Consider the following 19,145-nt stretch of genomic DNA (forward strand, 5'->3'; position numbering starts at 1 on the left):
TGGATTGGAAGACCCGCCGGGTACATCGGCGGGCTTTTTTTTGCGAGATCAGGATGATTTAGCCGCGAAAGTTTATACGTTTTGATTCTCTAAAAAAGACCGTCAAGATTACTCCCAGACGGTCTGCTTCATAAAGCTAAGTTTTAATGGTTTAGTGATTGACCAGCCCCTGCGATGGGGAAGCCGCTTCAGATTCCGACTCCTGAAGGATTTGTCCCAGCAGGGCATAGCGCATACTGTCGACCAGCGCCTCCCAGCTCGCCTCGATGACGTTCTCGGACACGCCGACGGTGTTCCAGGACTGGTTGATGTTGCGGGATTCGATCAGTACGCGTACCTTGGCCGCGGTCGCATCCTTCTCGTCCAGCACACGGACCTTATAGTCGGACAGGTGCATTTCCTTGATCGCCGGGAAGTACTGCACGAGCGCCTTCCGCAGCGCGTTGTCGAGCGCATTGACCGGACCGTTGCCCTCGGCCGCGGTGTAGACGTTGTTGCCGGCGACGTTCAGCTTGACGAAGGCCTCGGAAACGACGGCTCTGCCGGCGGTTTTCTCCACCAGCATTTTGAAGGATTCAAAGGTGAACAGCTCTTTCATTTCGCCGCCGGCTTCGCGCAGGAGGAGTTCCAGGGACGCGTCGGCCGCTTCGAACTGGTAGCCCTGGTGCTCGAGATCCTTGATCTTCTCGATCACTTTGCGCGAATGCTCGCTCGTTGAATCAAAGTCTAGGCCCATATCCTGCGCCTTGGACACGATATTGCTCTGGCCGGCGAGCTCCGACACCAGCACGCGCTGCTTGTTGCCGACGAGTTCAGGCACGATATGCTCGTATGTGCGCGAGTCGCGGAGAATGGCGGAGACGTGGATTCCGCCTTTGTGCGCGAATGCTGCGTTGCCGACATACGGCTGGTTCACCGGCATGTTGACGTTGGCGATTTCGCTGACGAAGCGGGCGGTGTTGGTCAGCTGCTTCAAGCGCTCTTCGCCGATGCACTCATAGCCGAGCTTAAGCTCCAGGTTCGGAATGATGGAGCAGAGATTCGCGTTGCCGCAGCGTTCGCCGTAGCCGTTGATCGTTCCTTGAACCTGGCGGGCGCCGGCTTCCACCGCGCTGAGCGTGTTGGCCACGGCGAGCTCGCAGTCATTATGCGTATGGATGCCGAACTGGGCCTGAGGAATGTGTGTTGTCAGGCTGGAGACGATCCCGTGAATTTCGTGCGGAAGTGTTCCGCCGTTCGTGTCGCACATGACGAGCCAATCGGCACCGGCTTCCTTGGCCTTCTTCAGCACGGAAACGGCATAGTCCGCATTATTCTTGTAGCCGTCGAAGAAGTGCTCGGCGTCGAAAATGACCTCAAGCCCTTGCTGCTTCAAATAGGCGATCGAATCATAAATCATGGCCAGGTTCTCTTCCAGCGTGGTCTGCAGCGCCGTATGGACATGAAAGTCCCAAGATTTGCCGACCAGCGTGGCGGCTTGGACGCCGGATTCGAGAATACGCTTTAAATTTCCGTCCTGTTCAGCTTTGCTGTCTTTGCGGCGCGTGCTGCCGAAAGCGGTGATTTTGGCGCTCAGGCCCAGCTGCTGAACCCTTTTGAAAAACTCGATGTCCTTGGTGTTGCTTCCCGGAATGCCACCTTCAATATATTGTACGCCAAGCTCATCGAGCTTCTTGGCAATCTTCAGTTTATCGTCGGCGGACAAGCTGACACCTTCGCCTTGGGTGCCGTCCCGCAGGGTCGTATCGAAGATGGAAATGGACTTAGACATGGGAGTCCTCCTTTGGAAGTCTTGGAATGATCACTACGTCATTTGTATAATTCATTATTATATCATTTTTACGCGGGAATGTAACAAAGAATTCGGAGTGCCAGAAGGTTCCCGGGGTTCTTGACCTCGTTTGTGGCGAGCGGTATGCTGGATTTATGAATTTGGTAAGGGTGAGAAGGATGGACAAGCAAAGCGTAGATGCCTATTATCCGCAGAATGGCAGAGTCATTTTGCATGTTGATATGAACGCGTTTTATTGCTCCGTCCATGAGGCGGAGGAGCCGGAGAAATACCGGGGAATGCCCACGGCGGTTGCAGGAAGCATGGAGCTGCGCAAGGGGATTATCGTCACTTGTTCCTATGCTGCGCGAAAACGGGGCATTTCGACAGGCATGTTGGTCACCCGGGCGCTGAAGCTGTGCCCTGATCTGATCGTCATTAAGCCTGATTTTCATTTATACCGCAAGTATTCCAAGGCATTCATGAAAATTGCCTATTCCTATACACCGCTTATGCAGGCGACTTCGATTGATGAATGCTATCTCGATATTACCGGATCAAAGCAGTTCGGGACGCCGCAGCACATCGCTGAAGAAATCCAGCGGCGGATCTATGAGGAGCTGGGATTGCCATGCTCTATCGGGATCGCCCCGAACAAGCTGCTGGCCAAGATGGCCTCTGACATGAAAAAGCCGAACGGCATCTCGGTCCTTCGCATTCGCGATGTGCCAAACGTGCTGTGGAACAAGCCTTGTGGCGAACTGTTCGGGATCGGCGGCAAAACAGCGGAGAAGCTGCGCAAAATCGGCATCCATACGATCGGTCAGCTGGCGCGTACGGACGAAGATGCACTGATTCGCGTGTTCGGGGTCGTAGGGGCCTGGATGAAGCAGGCGGCGAACGGTATTGACCATTCGCAGGTGGTGGAGGACCGGGAGCAGAGCAAATCGGTCGGCCATACGACGACCCTTCCCCACGACATTAGCGACAAGGAAGACGTGCACCGGGTGCTGCTCAATCTGAGCGATCAGGTGGCCCGGCGCTTAAGAAGGAAGGAACTCGTCGCAGGAGGGGTGCAGATCACAATCCGGACGCCGGATATGAAGACGATCACGCGTGCCCGCGTGCTGCCTGCCCCGACCGAAAATGCCGAGGACATCTACGAGGCGGCATGCAAGCTGTATGCGGAGCATTGGAGCTGGGACAAACCGGTCAGGCTGCTCGGCGTGACGCTGCAGCATTTGGTACCGAAGGAAGAGTCGGCGATCCAGCTCGATCTGTTCAGTTACGAGAAGCAGCCGAAGAAGGAGAACCTGACCAAGATCATGGACGAGCTGCGGAACAAATTTGGGGAGAACGCCGTCGTTACCGCCGGCATGCTCGGCGACGATCCGTCGGCGCTGCTGCGCAACCACCGGGTCAGAGGAACGTCGCTGCAGATGGATTTTGTTGATAAGCGCGAAGAGGATCTTCCGTAGGCGGCTAGGACGAAAGTCACGAAACGAAATTGTGTGATTTTTGTCATTGAAGAGATGACGAAATTTGCGTTACGATATAAATATGAATTTGTTGCTATAATGGAGAGCATTTCGTTTTTTTATAGATAAATAGAAAGGTAGAGGAGAGCCATGGCCAAATTTACTTGGGTTGAGAAAGATACCTGCATCGCGTGTGGCGCCTGCGGCGCAACCGCTCCGGATATTTACGATTACGACGATGAGGGGTTGGCCGAGGTCGTGTACGGCGGCGACGGCAACACCGGCAACACGGAAATCCCTGAAGAGATGTACGATGACCTGCAGGATGCCGTTGACGGCTGCCCGACCGATTCCATCAAGATCGCAGACTGCCCTTTTCATAAAGAAGGCTGAGGCGCCGCCTGCTGGCCTTCGCCCGTTTCTGAAAGCATCCCCCGGCCGAATAGGCCTCGAGGGGGATGTTTTTTTGTTTTCCACGTGCCGATATAAATAGAAAGAACATTTGCGCATGGAGGTTCCGGTGAAGAATTCGCTCTATCTCAAAAAATACGTTCAGATGCATCCGGAGAATAAAATGGGATGGTATTTGCTGGGGAAGGAATATGAAAAAAACGGTCAGCAGGGGAAGGCTAACTACTGCTTTAACCAATCGGGCGGAATCTTTGAAGCCTTTGAAACGAGCCGGGTTCCTTCGGATATTTGGCTTGAATATGAACAGAAGCTGCTGAAGCAGGCTGAGGATGCGGAGCGGAAACGGCGGTGGATCCGCCGGGCGGCGGTTGTCTTGATGATCCTCATCCTGGTGCTGATTCCTTCGGTGGAGTCGCCTGAGCGGCAGAGCCTTGCAGAGCGCTCGGCGCAACCCACGGAAGCGGGGCAGGAGGCTGCTGCAGCAAACGGCGGCATGCCGGAGACCAAAGATATGCCAGGCAGCGGTAAAGGCGAAGGGGCTGCGGAAGAAGCGGGACAGCCCGCTTCCGGTACGGTGTTTACCGCACTGGGCGAGGATGATACGAATGGCAAAGCGCTCCTTCTTGCCGACGCATTATCAAGTACGAAGGAAACCAAGAATCGATTGGCGGTCCAGTCCATGAAACGGCAGGGGAAATGGCTGCTCTGGTCGCGCGATCTGCCGGTTTCCTATACGATGCTATCCAGCGGCAAAGGGGAGATGACCTATCAGTCCTATAACGCCAAGGAGTGCGCTTGCAATCCGCAGGATCAGGAAGCATTGCAGTCCGCCGCCTCGAAGTGGATGCAGGAGCAGGAAGAGCTGGCATTACTGTACAGCGCCATGGCTGCCTACCGCGAAAAGAACGGAGCCCTGCCGAAGTCCCTGGGCGATCTGATGCAGCCGTTTCCCAAAAACTGGGTTTCGGGACGGACGCCACGGATGCAGGACGCGTTTGCCCCGATGGCTGAATGGATGCAAACCGGCAGAAGTTCGTCTGTGGGGCTGGAAGGTGGGAGCGGCGAAACGGCATCCGGCACGAATGCGCCGTCGTCGCCGTTTGCTTCGACATGGGGACAGAAGCCCTTTTTTCAGCAGCGGCTCGAAATCATCGTTGATAAAGCGGCGCACCGTCTGGCCGTGGTCAGCGGAGATAAACTCATCCGCAGTTATAAAGTTGGGCTAGGGGGAGAACGGACACCAGAGGGGAAATACGCCATTTCGATCAAGGTGATGAATCCGAACGGGCGCGATGACGGCGAGTTTGGCAGCAGGGGCATGCAGCTCTCGGACACCAATTATGCGATTCACGGGACGGATGAGCCGGACAGCGTAGGCAAGGACGAATCCAAGGGCTGCATCCGGATGAGCAAGGCGGACATCGAGGAGCTTTTTGATCTCGTTCCGCTGGGCACCCCGGTACTCATAAGCAAGGGGGGTCTGCCTGATCTGCCGCTCGTTCCGAAGGAAAGATTCCTTACGAAGCCGAAGCAGGATCAGACGAACCCCCATCAGACGTATCACTGGCTGTGAACCGCAGCCTCGTAGAGAGGCTTGTCCTCAGTGAAATGCGTGGTTGCTGCGTTTTTCTCACACGTTGAAAATAATCAGAACCGAAATGAGCAGAATGAGCAAAAGCAGGCCGATCCCGACCCAAAGCACCGCCCTCCGGTTGACTTCTTCTTTCTTCTGCTGAAGCGTCGGCGGTTTGCGCTTGGTTGCCATACGTTCTACCTTCTTTCCTAATCAGATTCAATCTTACCCCCATTGTAATGGCTTTCAATGTAAAATGCCAGCAGGGAACAGGTGTGGCGCCAGCCGCTCCAATCGGGCAAAAAACTTTATTTTTATACCGATAAAGGATAAACTGAAGGATAGAGACGACAATGTGCATGGAGAGGAAGATTGGCTGGTGCTGTACCGAAATTTGGCAAAACCGATATTTTTTAAAATGGATCCGGAGAAAGCTCACCATTTGGTCATCGGCGGACTTCATTCCGCGGGCGCGTTTCCGGGAGGAACGGGCCTACTGCGAAGCATGTACGGCGTGAACGAGACGGCAGACCTCGCAGTGGATCTGTTCGGCATACATTTTCCGACACCGGTTGGACTTGCAGCAGGATTGGACAAAAATGCAGCAGCGGTCGACGGTTTTTCTTCCATCGGCTTTGGTTTTATGGAGGTTGGCACGGTAACCCCGAAGGGACAGCCGGGCAACGATCAGCCCCGCCTGTTTCGCCTTCCGCCCGATGAGGCGCTTGTGAACCGGATGGGATTCAACAATGAGGGAGCGGAGGCTATGGCCAAGCGGCTGTCGGCCATCAATAACCGCCGGATCCCGGTCGCCGTAAACATCGGCAAAAATAAAGTGACTCCGAACGAGGAAGCCTATAAGGATTATCAGGAATGCCTGCGTACCCTGTATCCGTACGGGGATTTTTTTGTGGTTAACATCAGTTCGCCGAACACGCCGGATCTGCGCAATCTGCAGTACGGCAGCGAACTTTCGTCATTGGTCCGGCATATTATGGAAGAGATGCGGGCACAAGCTGCCAAGCATGGGGAGTCCAAGCATATTTTGGTGAAAATCGCGCCGGACGTGAGCGACACCGAGCTGGAGGAAATGGTCGATGCGCTTGCTCCGAGCGGGATCTCTGGCATTATTGCCACGAACACGACGATCGGGCGGGAAGGGCTGAGCCATTCAAACGCCAAGGAAACCGGGGGACTGAGCGGCAAACCGCTGCGCACCCGGTCCACGGAGGTCGTATCCCGGGTATACCGCCAGACGGGCGGCAAGCTGCCGATCATCGGTTCCGGCGGCATTTTCACCGCTGAAGATGCTTATGAGAAGATCAGGGCGGGTGCAAGCCTGGTGGAAATTTATACTGCCCTTATATATGAAGGACCCGAAATCAACCGGATAATCAACGCCGGGCTAAGAGAGCTTTTGCGTCGTGACGGTTTTGCCCATATCTCCGAGGCTGTGGGGGCAGACCATCACTGAGGGAGACAGACAGGAGGCATGTGAATGGACGGCAGAGATTGGGGATTGTTTCTACTACCGTATGAACAAACCGTTGAGGAACTGAAAGTCAAATTCAAGACGATGCGTGCGGAACTGAAGAAGAGAGAGGAATATGCCCCGATCGAGTTCGTGACCGGACGCGTCAAGAGGATATCGAGCATCCTGGACAAGGCAAAGCGGTTGAATGTTCCGATGGACCAATTGGAGCAAGGGATCGAGGATATTGCCGGCATCCGAATCATGTGCCAGTTCGTCGAGGATATCCGCCGCGTGGCCGAATATATCCGCAAGCGGAAGGATCTGACGGTGCTGTATGAAAAGGATTATATTACGAATTATAAGGAAAGCGGCTACCGCAGTTTTCATATGATCGTGGAGTACCCGGTTCAGACGGCGGTCGGCCAAAAACCGGTGCTGGCGGAGATCCAAATCCGCACACTGGCGATGAATTTCTGGGCGACAATCGAGCATTCGCTCAGCTATAAGTATCGGGAGAGCCTTCCGGACAATATCCGCAAGCGGCTGCAGACCGCGGCGGAAGCGGCATCCGTGCTGGATAACGAGATGTCGAGCATACGTGAGGATATCCTCGAGGCGCAGAAGCAATTTGAGGACGATTCCAACGTGACCTCTACGGTGCTGGCGATGATCCATCAGCTCTACTACTATCATCTGGTGAATGAGGCGATGGCGTTCCAGGAACGGTTCAATCAAATCTGGTCCAGGACCGAGCCGGGCGAGCCTCATGACATGGAGAGCATGAGACAGCTCCTCGAAGAGGTACGGGAACTGATCGCGGCCTACAAGAAAAACGATCATTCCGATGAGGCATAACATCCGGATTCAGCCCGCTGCCGATCCATACGCAGCGGGTTGTTTGTATGGACGAGGGCTGATACAATGGGTCCGGCCAACGATTTTATAATAAAGACAGGATGATGAAGCACATGGCGCTCAAGCTGCCGGCTGCCTTTCAGGAACGGATGCGTTCCTTGCTGAAAGAGGAGTATACCGATTTTATGGATTCGTATGACCGTGTGCCGCGCAGCGGCATCCGGGTCAATACGCTGAAAATTTCTACAGAAGACCTGCTGTCTATCGCCCCATGGGAATTGCGGCCGATTCCCTGGTGCGGGACAGGCTTCTATACCGAAGCGGGAGAACGGCCCGGCAGGCATCCGTATTATCATGCGGGCCTCTATTATATCCAGGAGCCAAGCGCAATGGCTCCGGTGGAGCTGCTGGATGTGACGCCCGGAGAGGCCGTACTGGACCTGTGCGCCGCCCCGGGAGGCAAATCGACGCAAATTGCGGCCAAGCTGCAGGGGACAGGCATGCTGGTCTCTAATGACTTGAATGCTGACCGGACCAAGGCACTGGCCAAAAATATCGAATTATACGGCGTCCGCAACGCGGTCGTGCTGAATGAGCATCCCGACCGGATCGCGGAGAAATTCCCGGCCTTTTTCGATAAAATTCTGATCGACGCCCCTTGCTCAGGCGAAGGGATGTTCCGCAAAGACGAAGCGATGATCAAGGAATGGAACGGGGATTCGCCGCTGAAGTACGCGGACATGCAGCGCGGCATTTTGCGCGCTGCCGCCTCGATGCTCAGACCCGGCGGACGGATCGTTTATTCGACCTGCACGTTTTCCCCGGAAGAGAATGAGGGGATGATCGCAGAATTTGTGGCCGCTCATCCGGAGTTTCGTGTGGTTCCGATCGGAGGAACCGGCTCTTTTGCCGCCGGGGAAACGGATTGGCTGAAGGAACAAGGCTCCGGGTCCAGGGATATTCCCGATGAGGTTTGGGAGCAGGTACGGGGCACGGCCCGGCTGTGGCCGCATCGGATTGAAGGCGAAGGGCATTTCCTGGCCGTCCTGCAGCATGAGGCGGACACCGAATCTGCTGCCGAAGCGGGGCGGGCCAGGGACGCGCTGCTGAGCAGCACGCCTCCGGCGGAGCCCGCTGACCGGTCCAAGGGAAAGGAACGGACCCTTCGAAACGCCAAGCCAGGGAAAGGGAAGCCGTCGAAAAAAGGCACGGCAAATCAGGGTGAAGCCGCGCCAACGGCCGCGTATGAAGCATTCATCCGCGGGCATCTGCAAGGTTTCGTGCCAGGGGGCCACACGGTCGTCTACGGCTCCCATATCTATCAATCGCCGCTGCCGGCCGGCCTTCTGGACGGGCTGAAGGTCGTCCGGCCGGGCTGGTACATGGGCGATGACAAGAACGGCCGCTTCGTTCCGGCCCATCCGCTGGCAACGGCGCTGCATCCCGGGGAGTTCGTCCGGGTCATCCGGCTGGACTCCGGGAGCGGCGAAGCCGTCCGTTATTTGAAGGGCGAAACGCTGAACATTCCCGAGGAACGCGTGGAATGCGGGAGCGTGGCTGCGCCCAAGGGTTACGCCCTGGTCTGCATCGACGGTTATTCGGCCGGATGGGGCAAGTGGCAGGAGGGTATGCTGAAGAACGAATATCCGGCAGGCTGGAGGTGGACATCCGCATGAGCAAGCAGGGCAGAACGACACTGCGGTTGGACAAGGTTTTAACGCATATGGGATACGGTTCCCGAAGCGATATCAAGAAGAAAGTCAAACAGGCGGGGGTTACCGTCAACGGAATCCGCGCCAAGGACAGCGGCATGCATGTCGATCCGTACAAGGATGAAATCCGGATTGACGGGGAGCAAGTCCATTATAAGGAATTCATCTATCTCATGCTGCACAAGCCCCCGGGCGTCGTATCGGCGACCGAGGATACACGGGACCGGACCGTGCTGGATCTGCTGGAGCCGGAGCATTTGGCTTTCGAGCCGTTTCCGGTCGGGCGGCTGGATAAGGATACGGAAGGCTTGCTGCTGCTCACAAACGACGGCAAGCTGGCGCATGAGCTGCTGTCGCCCAAGCGGCATGTCCCCAAAACGTACGAGGCTGTCGTATCCGGCGACGTGACCGAAGACGATGTCAAGCAGTTCGCTTCCGGAGTAAGGCTGGACGACGGTTATGTCACGCTACCCGGCGAGCTCGCCATTGTGCGCAAAGAGCAGCAGGGGGACGAGGTCATATCCCACATCTCCCTCGTGATCCATGAGGGGAAATTTCACCAGGTGAAGCGGATGTTCCAGGCGGTCGGGAAAAAGGTCACTTACCTCAAGCGCGTGCAGATGGGAAGCCTGAAGCTGGATGAAGGCTTGCGAATCGGGACTTACCGTGAGCTGACGGAAGATGAGCTGCTGCAACTTGGGAAGGATGAAACATCCCGATAACATTGGCATACTACAATAGATCAAAGATAGATACGCTCTGAAACAGAGAGAGACATTACTGCAAAGGATGGATGGAGCATGAAATACAAACTGATTGCGCTGGATGTCGACGGCACACTGCTTAATGATGAGCATGAAGTGACCGAACAGACGCAGAAGACGATTCAGGAGGCCGCGCGCCAAGGCGCCGAAATCGTGCTGTGCACCGGGAGAGGACCGCAAAATTCCATTCCGTTTATGGAGCAGATGGGGCTCTCCGGCTATGTCATCAGCCATAACGGGGCAGCTACGGTTAAGGTGGACACCCGTGAAGTGGTTCACCAATATGCGATGGACGCCAAGGCGATCCTACCTTACCTGGACTACTTCCGGAAGGAAGGCGTTCATTTTGACGTCAATACGGCGTTTCAAATGTTTGTCGACGACGTTGAAGGACTGGCCGTGGAAGTACGCAGCATGTATGAAAACTATCTGATGCTGCCGTCGGTCTTGCCGCCGCTGCATGACCTGAAAGAGCCGATCGTCAAGGTCACCGCGTTTGGGCAGCCGGACACGATGGACCGGGTGCATCAGGAAATCGGGGCGTGGACGCCGGAATTTAACATTTTGCGCAGCGGTGAATACTTTGTCGATCTGATGAACCCGGAGGCGTCCAAAGGGAACGCCCTGAAGCAGCTCGCCGAGCGGCGCGGCTTCCGGCAGGAGGAGATTCTGGCGATCGGCAATTATTATAATGACATTACGATGCTGACCTATGCCGGCCTGGGCGTGGCGATGGATAACTCGCCGCTGGAGGTCAAGGCCGCGGCCAATGTGGTGACCGCTTCGAACAATGAAGATGGCGTGCATGCGGCGCTGCTGGAATACTGTTTGTCGTCATGAAAAAAGAGCCTTCCTACGGCTTCAGCATGGTACACGCTGGCGTAGGGAGGCTCTTTGCTGTTGATGGCCGGTAGCGGGGCGGCTAGTGCTGCCGCAGGCCTTTGGGCAGATGGTTCTTCAGCTGCCCGCCGCTGGCTTTGCCCCAGCCGAGCGGCAGTCCGTCCACGGCCGCGAGCACCCAGCCCTTCAGGGAGGCATCGACCGGAAGGGTCTCGCCCCGCAGGTAGGCGTAGACCTGCGGGTCCTCCGCGGCCAGCGTGATGCGCTTTGCCGCCTTCTGCAGGGAGAGAGCCATGGCGAGCGCATGCGCCGGCTCGATCCGGTTTTTCTTGAGGTGGGCCAGATGGAGGCCCGCCCGCGGCACTTTCAGGCCTTGGAGCTGTTGTTCCTGCAGCAGCTCCCCGCCTGGAAGCAGGTACAGCGATTCGCCGAACAGAATCGGCGTACCCGCAGGCAGCGTGAAGTCCGGCAGCTCCTCATCCGCCCAGGACTGGAACGCCTTCAGCGCAGACTGGGCGTCCTGGAGGCCGGTTCCCGCTCTGCCGCTTCCGCTTCGGCCTTTTTTTCGCGGCCGCTGACGTTCGCTTGGCGATGCCTCCAAGTTGGGGGCGCCGGCTTCTCCCCGTTTCTGGAGGAGGGCGACGAAATGCCCTTCCCCCAACTCGCGATGCGGCCACAGCCGCCTCATCTCGATGATGTCCATGTCAGCGAAATGAGCCGTAAAGCGCTCCATCATATCTTCATTTTCGCTGCGGTTAAACGTGCAGGTCGAATAAGCCATTGTCCCGCCGGGTTTCAGCATGGCGTAGGCCTCCTGCAAAATATCCCACTGCCGGGCGGCGCACAGCTCAACTAGCTCCGGCGTCCATTCCGCGAGCGCCCCGGGGTCCTTGCGAAACATGCCTTCGCCCGAGCAAGGGGCATCCAGCATGATCCGGTCAAAGGCTTGCGGGAAACGGCGCGAAAGCTCGTCCGGCGCCGCGCTGGTAACCACTGCACCCGTAATGCCCATGCGCTCAATGTTCTCGGCCAGAATCTTCGCCCGTTCCGGGTGAATTTCATTCGAGACAAGCAGCCCTTCACCCTTCATTTTCGAGGCGATATGCGTGCTTTTGCCCCCCGGTGCGGCGGCCAGGTCCAAAATCGTCTCGCCGGGCTGCGGGTCCAGCAGTTCCACCGCCGACATGGCCGACGGCTCCTGAATGTAATATAAACCGGCCGTGTGGTACGGGTGCTTGCCAGGCCGGACGTTCTCCCCGTAATAATAGCCGGCCCTGCACCATGGAACCGGGGTCAAGCCAAACTCCCGGATCAAGGCCTCCTTCAGCTGCGGCACATCCGCAAGTTTTAAGCTGTTGAACCTCAGCCCATGCGTCCTCGGCTGCTCGTAGCTGTCAAGAAATGCTTCGGTGTCGCTTCCCAGCAAGGGCTCCATCTGTCTGACAAAAGCTGCGGGGAGATCCTGTTTATCCATTCGTTACATACTCCTTTATTCATGGTCATCATCATTTGATGCGGTTTCTATGTATTCGCGCTGTCCGCCGAAGGGGCGGTCCCGACGGCTGCCGACGGATTTGCAGACCGGTATGCGGTCACTTTATTTTTACCTGTCGTTTTCGACCGGTACATCGCCTGATCCGCCTGCGAAATGAGCGTACCGGCGTTCATGCCTGCGCGAAGGCTGCTGTATCCGACGCTCAGGGTCACGATCGTTTCGGCCTCGACCCGGGCCCGGATTTGCTCGGCAATCCGGCTGACTTTGGCCCTCTTGTCCACGATGAGGGCTACCAGCTCTTCGCCCCCGTACCGCCCGGCCAGGCCCGCTTCGTCGACTTCCTCCTCGATAATGGCAGCTACCTGCTTCAGCACTAGATCCGCCCTGGCATGGCCTTCGGTGTCGTTCAGCTTCTTGAAGTTGTCGATGTCGCAAAAGATCAGCGAGGCTTTCAGTCCTTGATCTACATAACGGTTCAGCTGCCTCGTGAAAAAGCGGCGGTTGTATAGATTGGTTAAACCGTCTGTAATAGATGAGCGGTAGATCGACTGCATTTGCTCTACAATCCGCGTAAACAAAATAAAGAAGAGGACTGTATAAAACAAGAGCGGCAGCCAAATCCAGATAGCTGTAATCCAAGTGGGCTCCAATGGGATGAGACGGTTCAGCAGATGCACCGAAATGTACATGAAATAAACGGCCAATCCGGCGGTATATTTCTTGCGCTGGCCGATCCGCGGCGCCATGCCGGTTAGCCCTATCATTACGGTGCCCAATTGGCACAGGTCTATATAACCCGCCTGCCAGCTCCCGTTCCCCTCGAGAAAGCCGGGAGACAGGAGCGGAACGATGTACAAGCACGCCATAACGATCAGGAGCGCCTGCAGCCTGCGGTTCATGCGATGGTACAGTTGATACACGGCAAAGTTCAGAAGCAGGAAGGAGAAGGCTTGCAGCCAATCGGCCCATTCCGGATAAATCCCCTGCCGCGGTGATTCCGAAAAGGCAAAATGGATGTTCACCCCTTCATATGCCATAATGAACAGAAAGGCGGCCACCATATAGAGATAGGCTTTTTTGCGCTGCCTGCTGTACATCGTGAGACAAATCAACAGCATGATGAGTATGATATATAAACCTGATGCGGCAGCAATCCCCGGCACAACGGGGGATAAGAATGAAGAGTAGGGCATGGATCATTCTCCTGCTCTCTTGTATATTGTTTGGATCAGCGGTTTTTCTTTACTGAAACATATGTTCTAATATATCATAATTTACAAGATGCCGAAATGCTAAGAGACCTACAGAAAGGGGTGGTATTCCCATTATGAGATTGTTACAGGCCCTCTTTTTTCCACCCGAGCAGCCGGGCGGAGTATCCTCGATGATTCCTTACATGCAGGAGCGATTCCAATCTTCAAGATGGGATATGGAGCTGTTCTGGCTCCCCAGACGAATCCGCAACAAGGGGTATGAAGAGGTCGTGTTCGACACCTTCGATTGGACCGAGTTCGAGGACTCCCCTATCGTTCAAAAATATATCCAGACGTACAGGGATTACCTGTGGTGGACGCGCCTGCGGATCCAGAAGCCTTATGATCTGATCCATGCGCACCATCCCATCGCCGGACTGGCGGCCAAGCAGGTTTTTCCCGATACGCCGTTAATTCAGACCATTCACTCCAGTTATGAACGGGAATTGATATTGAACGGACGCATTAAGAGCGGGGGACCAGAGCACCGATTCCTGGTATCGCTGTACCGCGAGTTGGAGCAGAAGAGTCAGCGTATGCTGACGGTTTCCCGGTCGTTTGCCGGCTATTTGTCGGACTATGTGAATCATCCGGAGAAGATCGGCGTCATTCCGAACGGGTTTGATGAAAAGCGGTTCAAGCCGGTTCCGCACGAGAACGAGGTGCCGCAGCTGATTACGGTCTGCCGCCTTGTTCCCGCCAAAGGGCTGGATATTCTGCTGAAGGCCTGTGCCGAGCTGAAGAAGAATGGCCATGACTACGTACTGCACATTATCGGAGACGGACCGTTCCGCACGGAGCTGGAGAGCCTGGCCCAAGAGCTTGGGATCTACAACGAAACGATTTTCTATGGATACACGCTGCATCCGGAAGAGTTTATGCCGTTTTTCGATATTTTCGTTCTGCCTTCCAGAGCGGAAGCTTTTGGTTCGGTCTTTGCGGAAGCCGCGCTCAGCTGCCTGGCCCTGGTCGGTACCGACGTGGGAGGAATTCCGGAACAGATCGAAGACGGAGTGAACGGCCTGCTGGTGCCCCCGGAAGACCCGATCGCGCTCTGCGAGGCGCTTGAGAAGGTTATCACCGACCCGATGTACCGCTACGATCTCGCCCGGACGGCCTGGGATAAGGCAAAGAGCCAATATTCGCTGACGCATGCGGTAAATGAACTAAAGAAAATTTATTTATCTCATCAAAAGGTGTAGCGAGCGGTCTGCCGTTCAACCTAAAGAGGCAGGTGCTGAGGAAATCAGCTCCTGCCTCTTTTTGTTTGATGAGTGTGGTCATTTGGATTTGAACATCAGCCTCAGCACCAACAGCAGGCTCAGCGCGCCGAAAATCGGGTACAGCACGGACAGCAGGGAGCTGAATCCAATCTGGCTCAGCAGAAAGCAGACGAACATGACGCAGGCGATCAGGAGTTTGGGCGGCAAATGGATGTGCTGCTGCAGTTGAAGGGTGACCCCATAAATGTCGGCGACGAAGGTGCTGAAGATCTCCAAGAAAATCAGCATCACATAGATCAGCTGTATGGTGGTGCCCAAGCTGCTGGCGATGCTGCCCATCGGGATTTCGTACTGCCGGATGCCCGGCATATGGGCGGACATGGCGACATGGGCGGCGAGCAGCATGAACCCGACGCCGATGCCTCCCAGAATACCTCCCCATTTGACCACCGCATGGCTTTCCGCCTTGCTTCCGAGGGGGACCAGCACCGCTTGGGCCATGACGAGGTTGAAGGCCGTATACAGCAGAGGGGAGGTCCACACGGCCGTAAAATGATGGTCGGTCGTAATCCGGAGGAAGCTGTCTGAACCCGGCATGCGGATCGTGTTGAAAATAATGGCCAGGGAAAGGGTTAGCATCATGGGAACGACAATGCTGTTCATCTGCACAATGGCGTTCATGCCACGGGTGAGCAAGATATATGATCCGATCAGGGTGATGAGCAGGCCTGTCTGATAATGAAGGTTTAAATGCTCGACGAAAACGGAACCGGCTCCCGCCAGCATGACGCTGTTTACGCAGACGAGCACGAACATCATCACGATGCTGATCATTCCTCCGGCCCGGTCCCCGAACAAATGCTTGTTGAAATCCTCATAGGACCTGGCCGAGATCCGCCGCGAAATGATCATGATTTTGGTCCCGAGCCAAATAAATAGGGCGGTAGACAGCAAAATCGTCAGCGTCGCCCATTTGCCGTATTGGGTAAAAAACTGCAGGATTTCCTGGCCGGTGGCAAAGCCAGCACCTACGATGGTTCCAATATATGTAAAAGCAATTTGAAGCACCCTGATCCCATTCTTCATCGTTCTCCTCCCTGCTCCAAGCAGTCCGGTTTGTGTCCTGCCTGTAGTACAGGTTATGATGATTAGAGGAAGGACATGACTGGAACCTGTCCATGCCGCATGACCGCAGTCCTGAAGGCGTTCCCTTAGACCGTCTTCGGCCGAATGGACTGAAGAAAGACCGATAGGAAAGCGAGGCTCTGGTATGGCTGGGATTACCTTTTACATTGCCCATTACGGATATGCCGCGATGTATTTTCTACTGGCGTTAGGCATTCTGGGCATTCCGGTGCCTGACGAGACGCTGATCGTCGCTTTCGGGGGGATGGCCGCGAGGGGAGAATTCAATTTTGCCGGTGCGCTGTCCGTCGCTTTTCTGGGGAGCATGACGGGTATGATGATCAGCTATTCTCTTGGACGCCTAGTCGGCGAACCCCTGCTTCACCGATATGGAAAATGGGTAAGAATGACTCCAGAGCGGTTGGCTTCGACTGAGAAGTGGTTCAGGCGCTATGGGTCGTTAAGCATTATATTCGGCTACTTCGTGCCGGGGCTCCGGCATTTATCTTCGTATATCGCAGGGATGACGAAACTTCCTGTCAAGGCTTATGTCATGTATTCGGGGGCTGGGGCCGCCCTGTGGTGCACCACGTTTATGCTGATCGGGCATGCTGTGGGATACCATTGGAGCGAAATCGCCGGCAGGATGACCCACTCTACGGTCCGGATCGGGCTGCTTACCGCGGCCGTCCTGGCACTGGGAACGACCATCGGCTTGCTTCGGTGGAAGAAACGCTGACATTTGGGGTCATATATGGAGTTTCCCCTTGAAGTGGGAGCCCAAGATATGTTACTTTTACGTCAAAGGAACGGCGTAGGGGGCTATTGAAATGGATAAGTTAAAAGAAAGAATTTTACAAGAAGGCGTCATCATTTCGGAGCAGGTGCTGAACTTGGACGGTCTGCTCAATCACCAGGTGGATCCGCAGTTGACGATGGAGATGGGAAAAGAGTTTGCTTCCCGGTTTGCCGAAGCCGGCGTGACCCGGGTCGTTACTGTGGAATCGTCCGGGATTGCGGTGGCCTTTGCGACGGCTTACGAGCTTGGCGTGCCGCTGGTGTTCGCCCGCCGCAAGAAGACGCTGCTGGCCGATCCGGACGCTCTTTGCGAACGGGTTCCTTCGTTTACCAAAGGAATCGTGACGGATATTATGCTGTCGCGTCATTATATCAGCGAGCAGGATAAAGTGCTCTTTATCGATGACATCATTGCCAACGGGGATGCCGCGCGGGGACTTATCAAAATTATTGAACGCTCCGGCGCTGAATTGGTCGGCCTTGGTGTCGTCGTAGAAAAATGCTTTCAGGCAGGGGCCCGTACCATCCGGGAGCAGGGCATTAGCATTGAACCGCTCGTCCGAATCCAGTCGCTCGAAGGCGGCGTCATCACGTTTGCGGAATAAGCCCGGGATGAAAGCCCGTTTCGCCGCATTTTCCGCGGATAAATCGAAACAATTTCTTTCAACCGGCCGTCTTTTGGCTTATAATATGTATTAGATGATCATGAGGGGAGGCAGCACAATGGGGAAAGAACCGATAACCGAACAGTATTTCATTGATAAATTGGCCAAAGCAAAGGATCACTTTGAAAGAGCGCTTGATTGCAAGCATACCGAATTCGATGACCTCTATCCCTATATAATGGAGCATCCTCAGTTTTTTTGGTATAAACGCTACGTGGCCTGGTCAGAATTGCTGACCATCGTGGGCATGTGTGATGAGTTAGACTTCTCCTGGAAGGAATTGTTTACCCCTCATCAAGTTGAATATCTGGAAAAACGAGTGATGTCGTCGACGGTGCTCGATTATTGGTACGAGAAGAATGACAGTAAAGAACACGCACAACGTTAATTGCTGAACGTCACCAAGATCGGTTCAGATGATTAATATACACACCTTTATACGCACATTTCAGGATCAGCGGCCCATTGGCTGCTGGTCCTTTCTTAATAGAACTCCATTGTAAGAGATGCGGGAAAAGCATATACTTATCCATGTTCATTACTTGAAGAGGTTGCTTCAGAAGCAAAGGAGGATTGCAGATGATCAGCGATGAGGAATTGGATGCGTACCGCCAATCCGGAGAACAGGTCCGGGTGGTTCGCGACGGCATCGAGAGCAATGATGTGACAGGGATTGTTGTGGCTTGGGACAACAGCCAGGTGCTGATCCGCCGCCGCAACCGCAAAGTGGTCAAGCTGGACCGGAACTACTGGTACCAGCCTGTGAGCACTCCGCGGCAAAGCCCTCTGGAATAATAGTAGAGCCGTCTGGTTCCCCTTGGTATATATCAGGGCCACCAGGCGGCTCTTATGGTTTGGAGCCCTCCTGGTAATAGGCAGCAGCAGGGTGAGGCATATGCGGAGTGAAAGAATGTGAGGGAAGGAGAGAACGGTCTTCGGGAGAGAAGGGATCCAGCCCGAGATAAACTCTCATCCGAACGAGCATCTCGTTGCGAAAAGCCGGCCAGAGAATATTCATTTCGTCGGTATAGCCTCTGCAGGAATAATCCGCCCTGACACCGGCGTCGTCCTGTCCGATCCGAAGGATCCGGATCTTACGTCTTCTCATTTCCCGTTTGACTTCAGCGAGCAGCGTTCCGGCCTGCCGGTCGCCGTTCACGATCAGTTCCGAATACAGCTGGGGTGTCTTGAACACGCCGCTCTCCTCCATAATCCGAATGTCCCGTTCAAACACTTTATGAATAAAAACCAGAAGCAGGTAACTCTTGATCAATGATGCTTCTTCCGGAGTCATCCCGGGTGTCGCCATCCTTATCACCACCTACACGAACTTATGTTCTTATTTTACCCGCAAATGCCTGTATTATTCAATACATAGGAACTGGAAATTCAACGGGATTAGGAAGGGAATAAACTTTTTTGAAAAAGTGTTGACTATACTTGTCCACCATGGTATGATCTATCTTGTCGCCGCGAAAGATTGAATCTTTCAAAAGTGACCGACCGATTTGCGGTCGTGGCGGAATTGGCAGACGCGCACGGTTCAGGTCCGTGTGGGCTAACCCCCGTGGAGGTTCGAGTCCTCTCGACCGCATACATACATAAGGCGTTCCCGTTTGAACAGCGGGGACGCCTTTTTTGTGTCTGTACCCGTTACCTCACGGAGAGGTTGAACGGGGATTTTTGCTATACATAATTCCTCCAACAT

Annotated in this window: 19 protein-coding genes and 1 tRNA gene; 14 read left to right on the forward strand and 6 right to left on the reverse strand. The window is 55.0% G+C overall.

The window, feature by feature from the left end:
• Nucleotides 1-151: 151 nt before the first annotated feature.
• Nucleotides 152-1,771 carry a citramalate synthase gene (cimA, locus tag CJP46_RS13020; protein ID WP_094595993.1) on the reverse strand — a complete coding sequence of 540 codons (1,620 nt, stop codon included), beginning with the start codon at nt 1,769-1,771 and terminating at the stop codon, nt 152-154.
• A gap of 179 nt (nt 1,772-1,950) precedes the next feature.
• Between cimA and CJP46_RS13025 the strand changes: the two genes are divergently transcribed.
• From CJP46_RS13025 to CJP46_RS13035, 3 genes are all read left to right on the forward strand, one after another.
• A complete protein-coding gene (locus CJP46_RS13025; RefSeq protein WP_094595994.1) occupies nt 1,951-3,249 on the forward strand; it encodes a DNA polymerase IV in 1,299 nt (432 codons plus the stop codon).
• Between the two features lie 150 nt (nt 3,250-3,399).
• Nucleotides 3,400-3,642: a ferredoxin gene (locus CJP46_RS13030; RefSeq protein WP_094595995.1), complete on the forward strand. Its 243-nt coding sequence runs from the start codon at nt 3,400-3,402 to the stop codon at nt 3,640-3,642.
• Between the two features lie 127 nt (nt 3,643-3,769).
• A complete protein-coding gene (locus tag CJP46_RS13035; protein WP_094596168.1) occupies nt 3,770-5,233 on the forward strand; it encodes a L,D-transpeptidase in 1,464 nt (487 codons plus the stop codon).
• A 57-nt stretch (nt 5,234-5,290) separates the two neighbouring features.
• On the opposite strand, the gene CJP46_RS37105 is transcribed toward CJP46_RS13035, so the two are convergent.
• Nucleotides 5,291-5,425 carry a hypothetical protein gene (locus CJP46_RS37105; protein ID WP_256992312.1) on the reverse strand — a complete coding sequence of 45 codons (135 nt, stop codon included), beginning with the start codon at nt 5,423-5,425 and terminating at the stop codon, nt 5,291-5,293.
• A 187-nt stretch (nt 5,426-5,612) separates the two neighbouring features.
• On the opposite strand from CJP46_RS37105, the gene CJP46_RS13040 reads away from it, so the two are divergent.
• From CJP46_RS13040 to CJP46_RS13060, 5 genes are all read left to right on the forward strand, one after another.
• Nucleotides 5,613-6,707 carry a quinone-dependent dihydroorotate dehydrogenase gene (locus CJP46_RS13040; protein ID WP_179281165.1) on the forward strand — a complete coding sequence of 365 codons (1,095 nt, stop codon included), beginning with the start codon at nt 5,613-5,615 and terminating at the stop codon, nt 6,705-6,707.
• A 24-nt stretch (nt 6,708-6,731) separates the two neighbouring features.
• Complete coding sequence (gene yjbM / locus CJP46_RS13045; RefSeq protein ID WP_094595997.1) at nt 6,732-7,562, forward strand: GTP diphosphokinase; 831 nt, start codon at nt 6,732-6,734, stop codon at nt 7,560-7,562.
• Between the two features lie 113 nt (nt 7,563-7,675).
• Nucleotides 7,676-9,238, forward strand: coding sequence for an RsmB/NOP family class I SAM-dependent RNA methyltransferase (locus tag CJP46_RS13050; RefSeq protein WP_094595998.1), 1,563 nt, complete (start codon nt 7,676-7,678; stop codon nt 9,236-9,238).
• A complete protein-coding gene (locus CJP46_RS13055; RefSeq protein ID WP_094595999.1) occupies nt 9,235-9,996 on the forward strand; it encodes a pseudouridine synthase in 762 nt (253 codons plus the stop codon). Before CJP46_RS13050 ends, CJP46_RS13055 begins: the two co-directional genes overlap by 4 nt.
• A gap of 78 nt (nt 9,997-10,074) precedes the next feature.
• Complete coding sequence (locus tag CJP46_RS13060) at nt 10,075-10,878, forward strand: Cof-type HAD-IIB family hydrolase (protein WP_094596000.1); 804 nt, start codon at nt 10,075-10,077, stop codon at nt 10,876-10,878.
• A gap of 82 nt (nt 10,879-10,960) precedes the next feature.
• Here the strand turns inward: CJP46_RS13060 and CJP46_RS13065 are convergent, their stop codons facing one another.
• Both CJP46_RS13065 and CJP46_RS13070 read right to left on the reverse strand, forming a co-directional pair.
• A complete protein-coding gene (locus CJP46_RS13065) occupies nt 10,961-12,352 on the reverse strand; it encodes an RsmB/NOP family class I SAM-dependent RNA methyltransferase (RefSeq protein ID WP_094596001.1) in 1,392 nt (463 codons plus the stop codon).
• Nucleotides 12,353-12,399: 47 nt separating this feature from the next.
• Nucleotides 12,400-13,566, reverse strand: a complete 1,167-nt coding sequence (locus CJP46_RS13070; protein ID WP_094596002.1) for a GGDEF domain-containing protein — start codon at nt 13,564-13,566, stop codon at nt 12,400-12,402.
• Nucleotides 13,567-13,700: 134 nt separating this feature from the next.
• On the opposite strand from CJP46_RS13070, the gene CJP46_RS13075 reads away from it, so the two are divergent.
• Complete coding sequence (locus tag CJP46_RS13075; protein WP_094596003.1) at nt 13,701-14,828, forward strand: glycosyltransferase family 4 protein; 1,128 nt, start codon at nt 13,701-13,703, stop codon at nt 14,826-14,828.
• 78 nt (nt 14,829-14,906) lie between these two features.
• Here the strand turns inward: CJP46_RS13075 and CJP46_RS13080 are convergent, their stop codons facing one another.
• A complete protein-coding gene (locus tag CJP46_RS13080; RefSeq protein WP_094596004.1) occupies nt 14,907-15,935 on the reverse strand; it encodes a YkvI family membrane protein in 1,029 nt (342 codons plus the stop codon).
• A 184-nt stretch (nt 15,936-16,119) separates the two neighbouring features.
• Between CJP46_RS13080 and CJP46_RS13085 the strand changes: the two genes are divergently transcribed.
• The 4 genes from CJP46_RS13085 to CJP46_RS13100 all read left to right on the forward strand — a co-directional run bounded on the left by CJP46_RS13085 (nt 16,120) and on the right by CJP46_RS13100 (nt 18,232).
• Entirely contained in the window at nt 16,120-16,713 is a 594-nt protein-coding gene (locus tag CJP46_RS13085; protein WP_094596005.1) for a DedA family protein, read from the forward strand.
• Nucleotides 16,714-16,804: 91 nt separating this feature from the next.
• Nucleotides 16,805-17,377 (forward strand): xanthine phosphoribosyltransferase, encoded by a 573-nt coding sequence (locus CJP46_RS13090; RefSeq protein ID WP_094596006.1) that lies wholly within the window; start codon nt 16,805-16,807, stop codon nt 17,375-17,377.
• Nucleotides 17,378-17,495: 118 nt separating this feature from the next.
• Entirely contained in the window at nt 17,496-17,825 is a 330-nt protein-coding gene (locus CJP46_RS13095) for a hypothetical protein (protein WP_094596007.1), read from the forward strand.
• A 191-nt stretch (nt 17,826-18,016) separates the two neighbouring features.
• On the forward strand, nt 18,017-18,232 hold the full coding sequence (locus CJP46_RS13100; RefSeq protein WP_094596008.1) for a hypothetical protein: 216 nt from the start codon (nt 18,017-18,019) through the stop codon (nt 18,230-18,232).
• A gap of 52 nt (nt 18,233-18,284) precedes the next feature.
• Here the strand turns inward: CJP46_RS13100 and CJP46_RS13105 are convergent, their stop codons facing one another.
• Complete coding sequence (locus CJP46_RS13105) at nt 18,285-18,746, reverse strand: YhjD family protein (RefSeq protein WP_256992313.1); 462 nt, start codon at nt 18,744-18,746, stop codon at nt 18,285-18,287.
• Nucleotides 18,747-18,947: 201 nt separating this feature from the next.
• Between CJP46_RS13105 and CJP46_RS13110 the strand changes: the two genes are divergently transcribed.
• Nucleotides 18,948-19,031, forward strand: a tRNA-Leu gene (locus CJP46_RS13110).
• The last annotated feature ends 114 nt before the right edge of the window (nt 19,032-19,145 follow it).

Source organism: Paenibacillus sp. XY044 (assembly GCF_002257645.1).
Lineage (GTDB): Bacteria > Bacillota > Bacilli > Paenibacillales > Paenibacillaceae > Paenibacillus_AQ.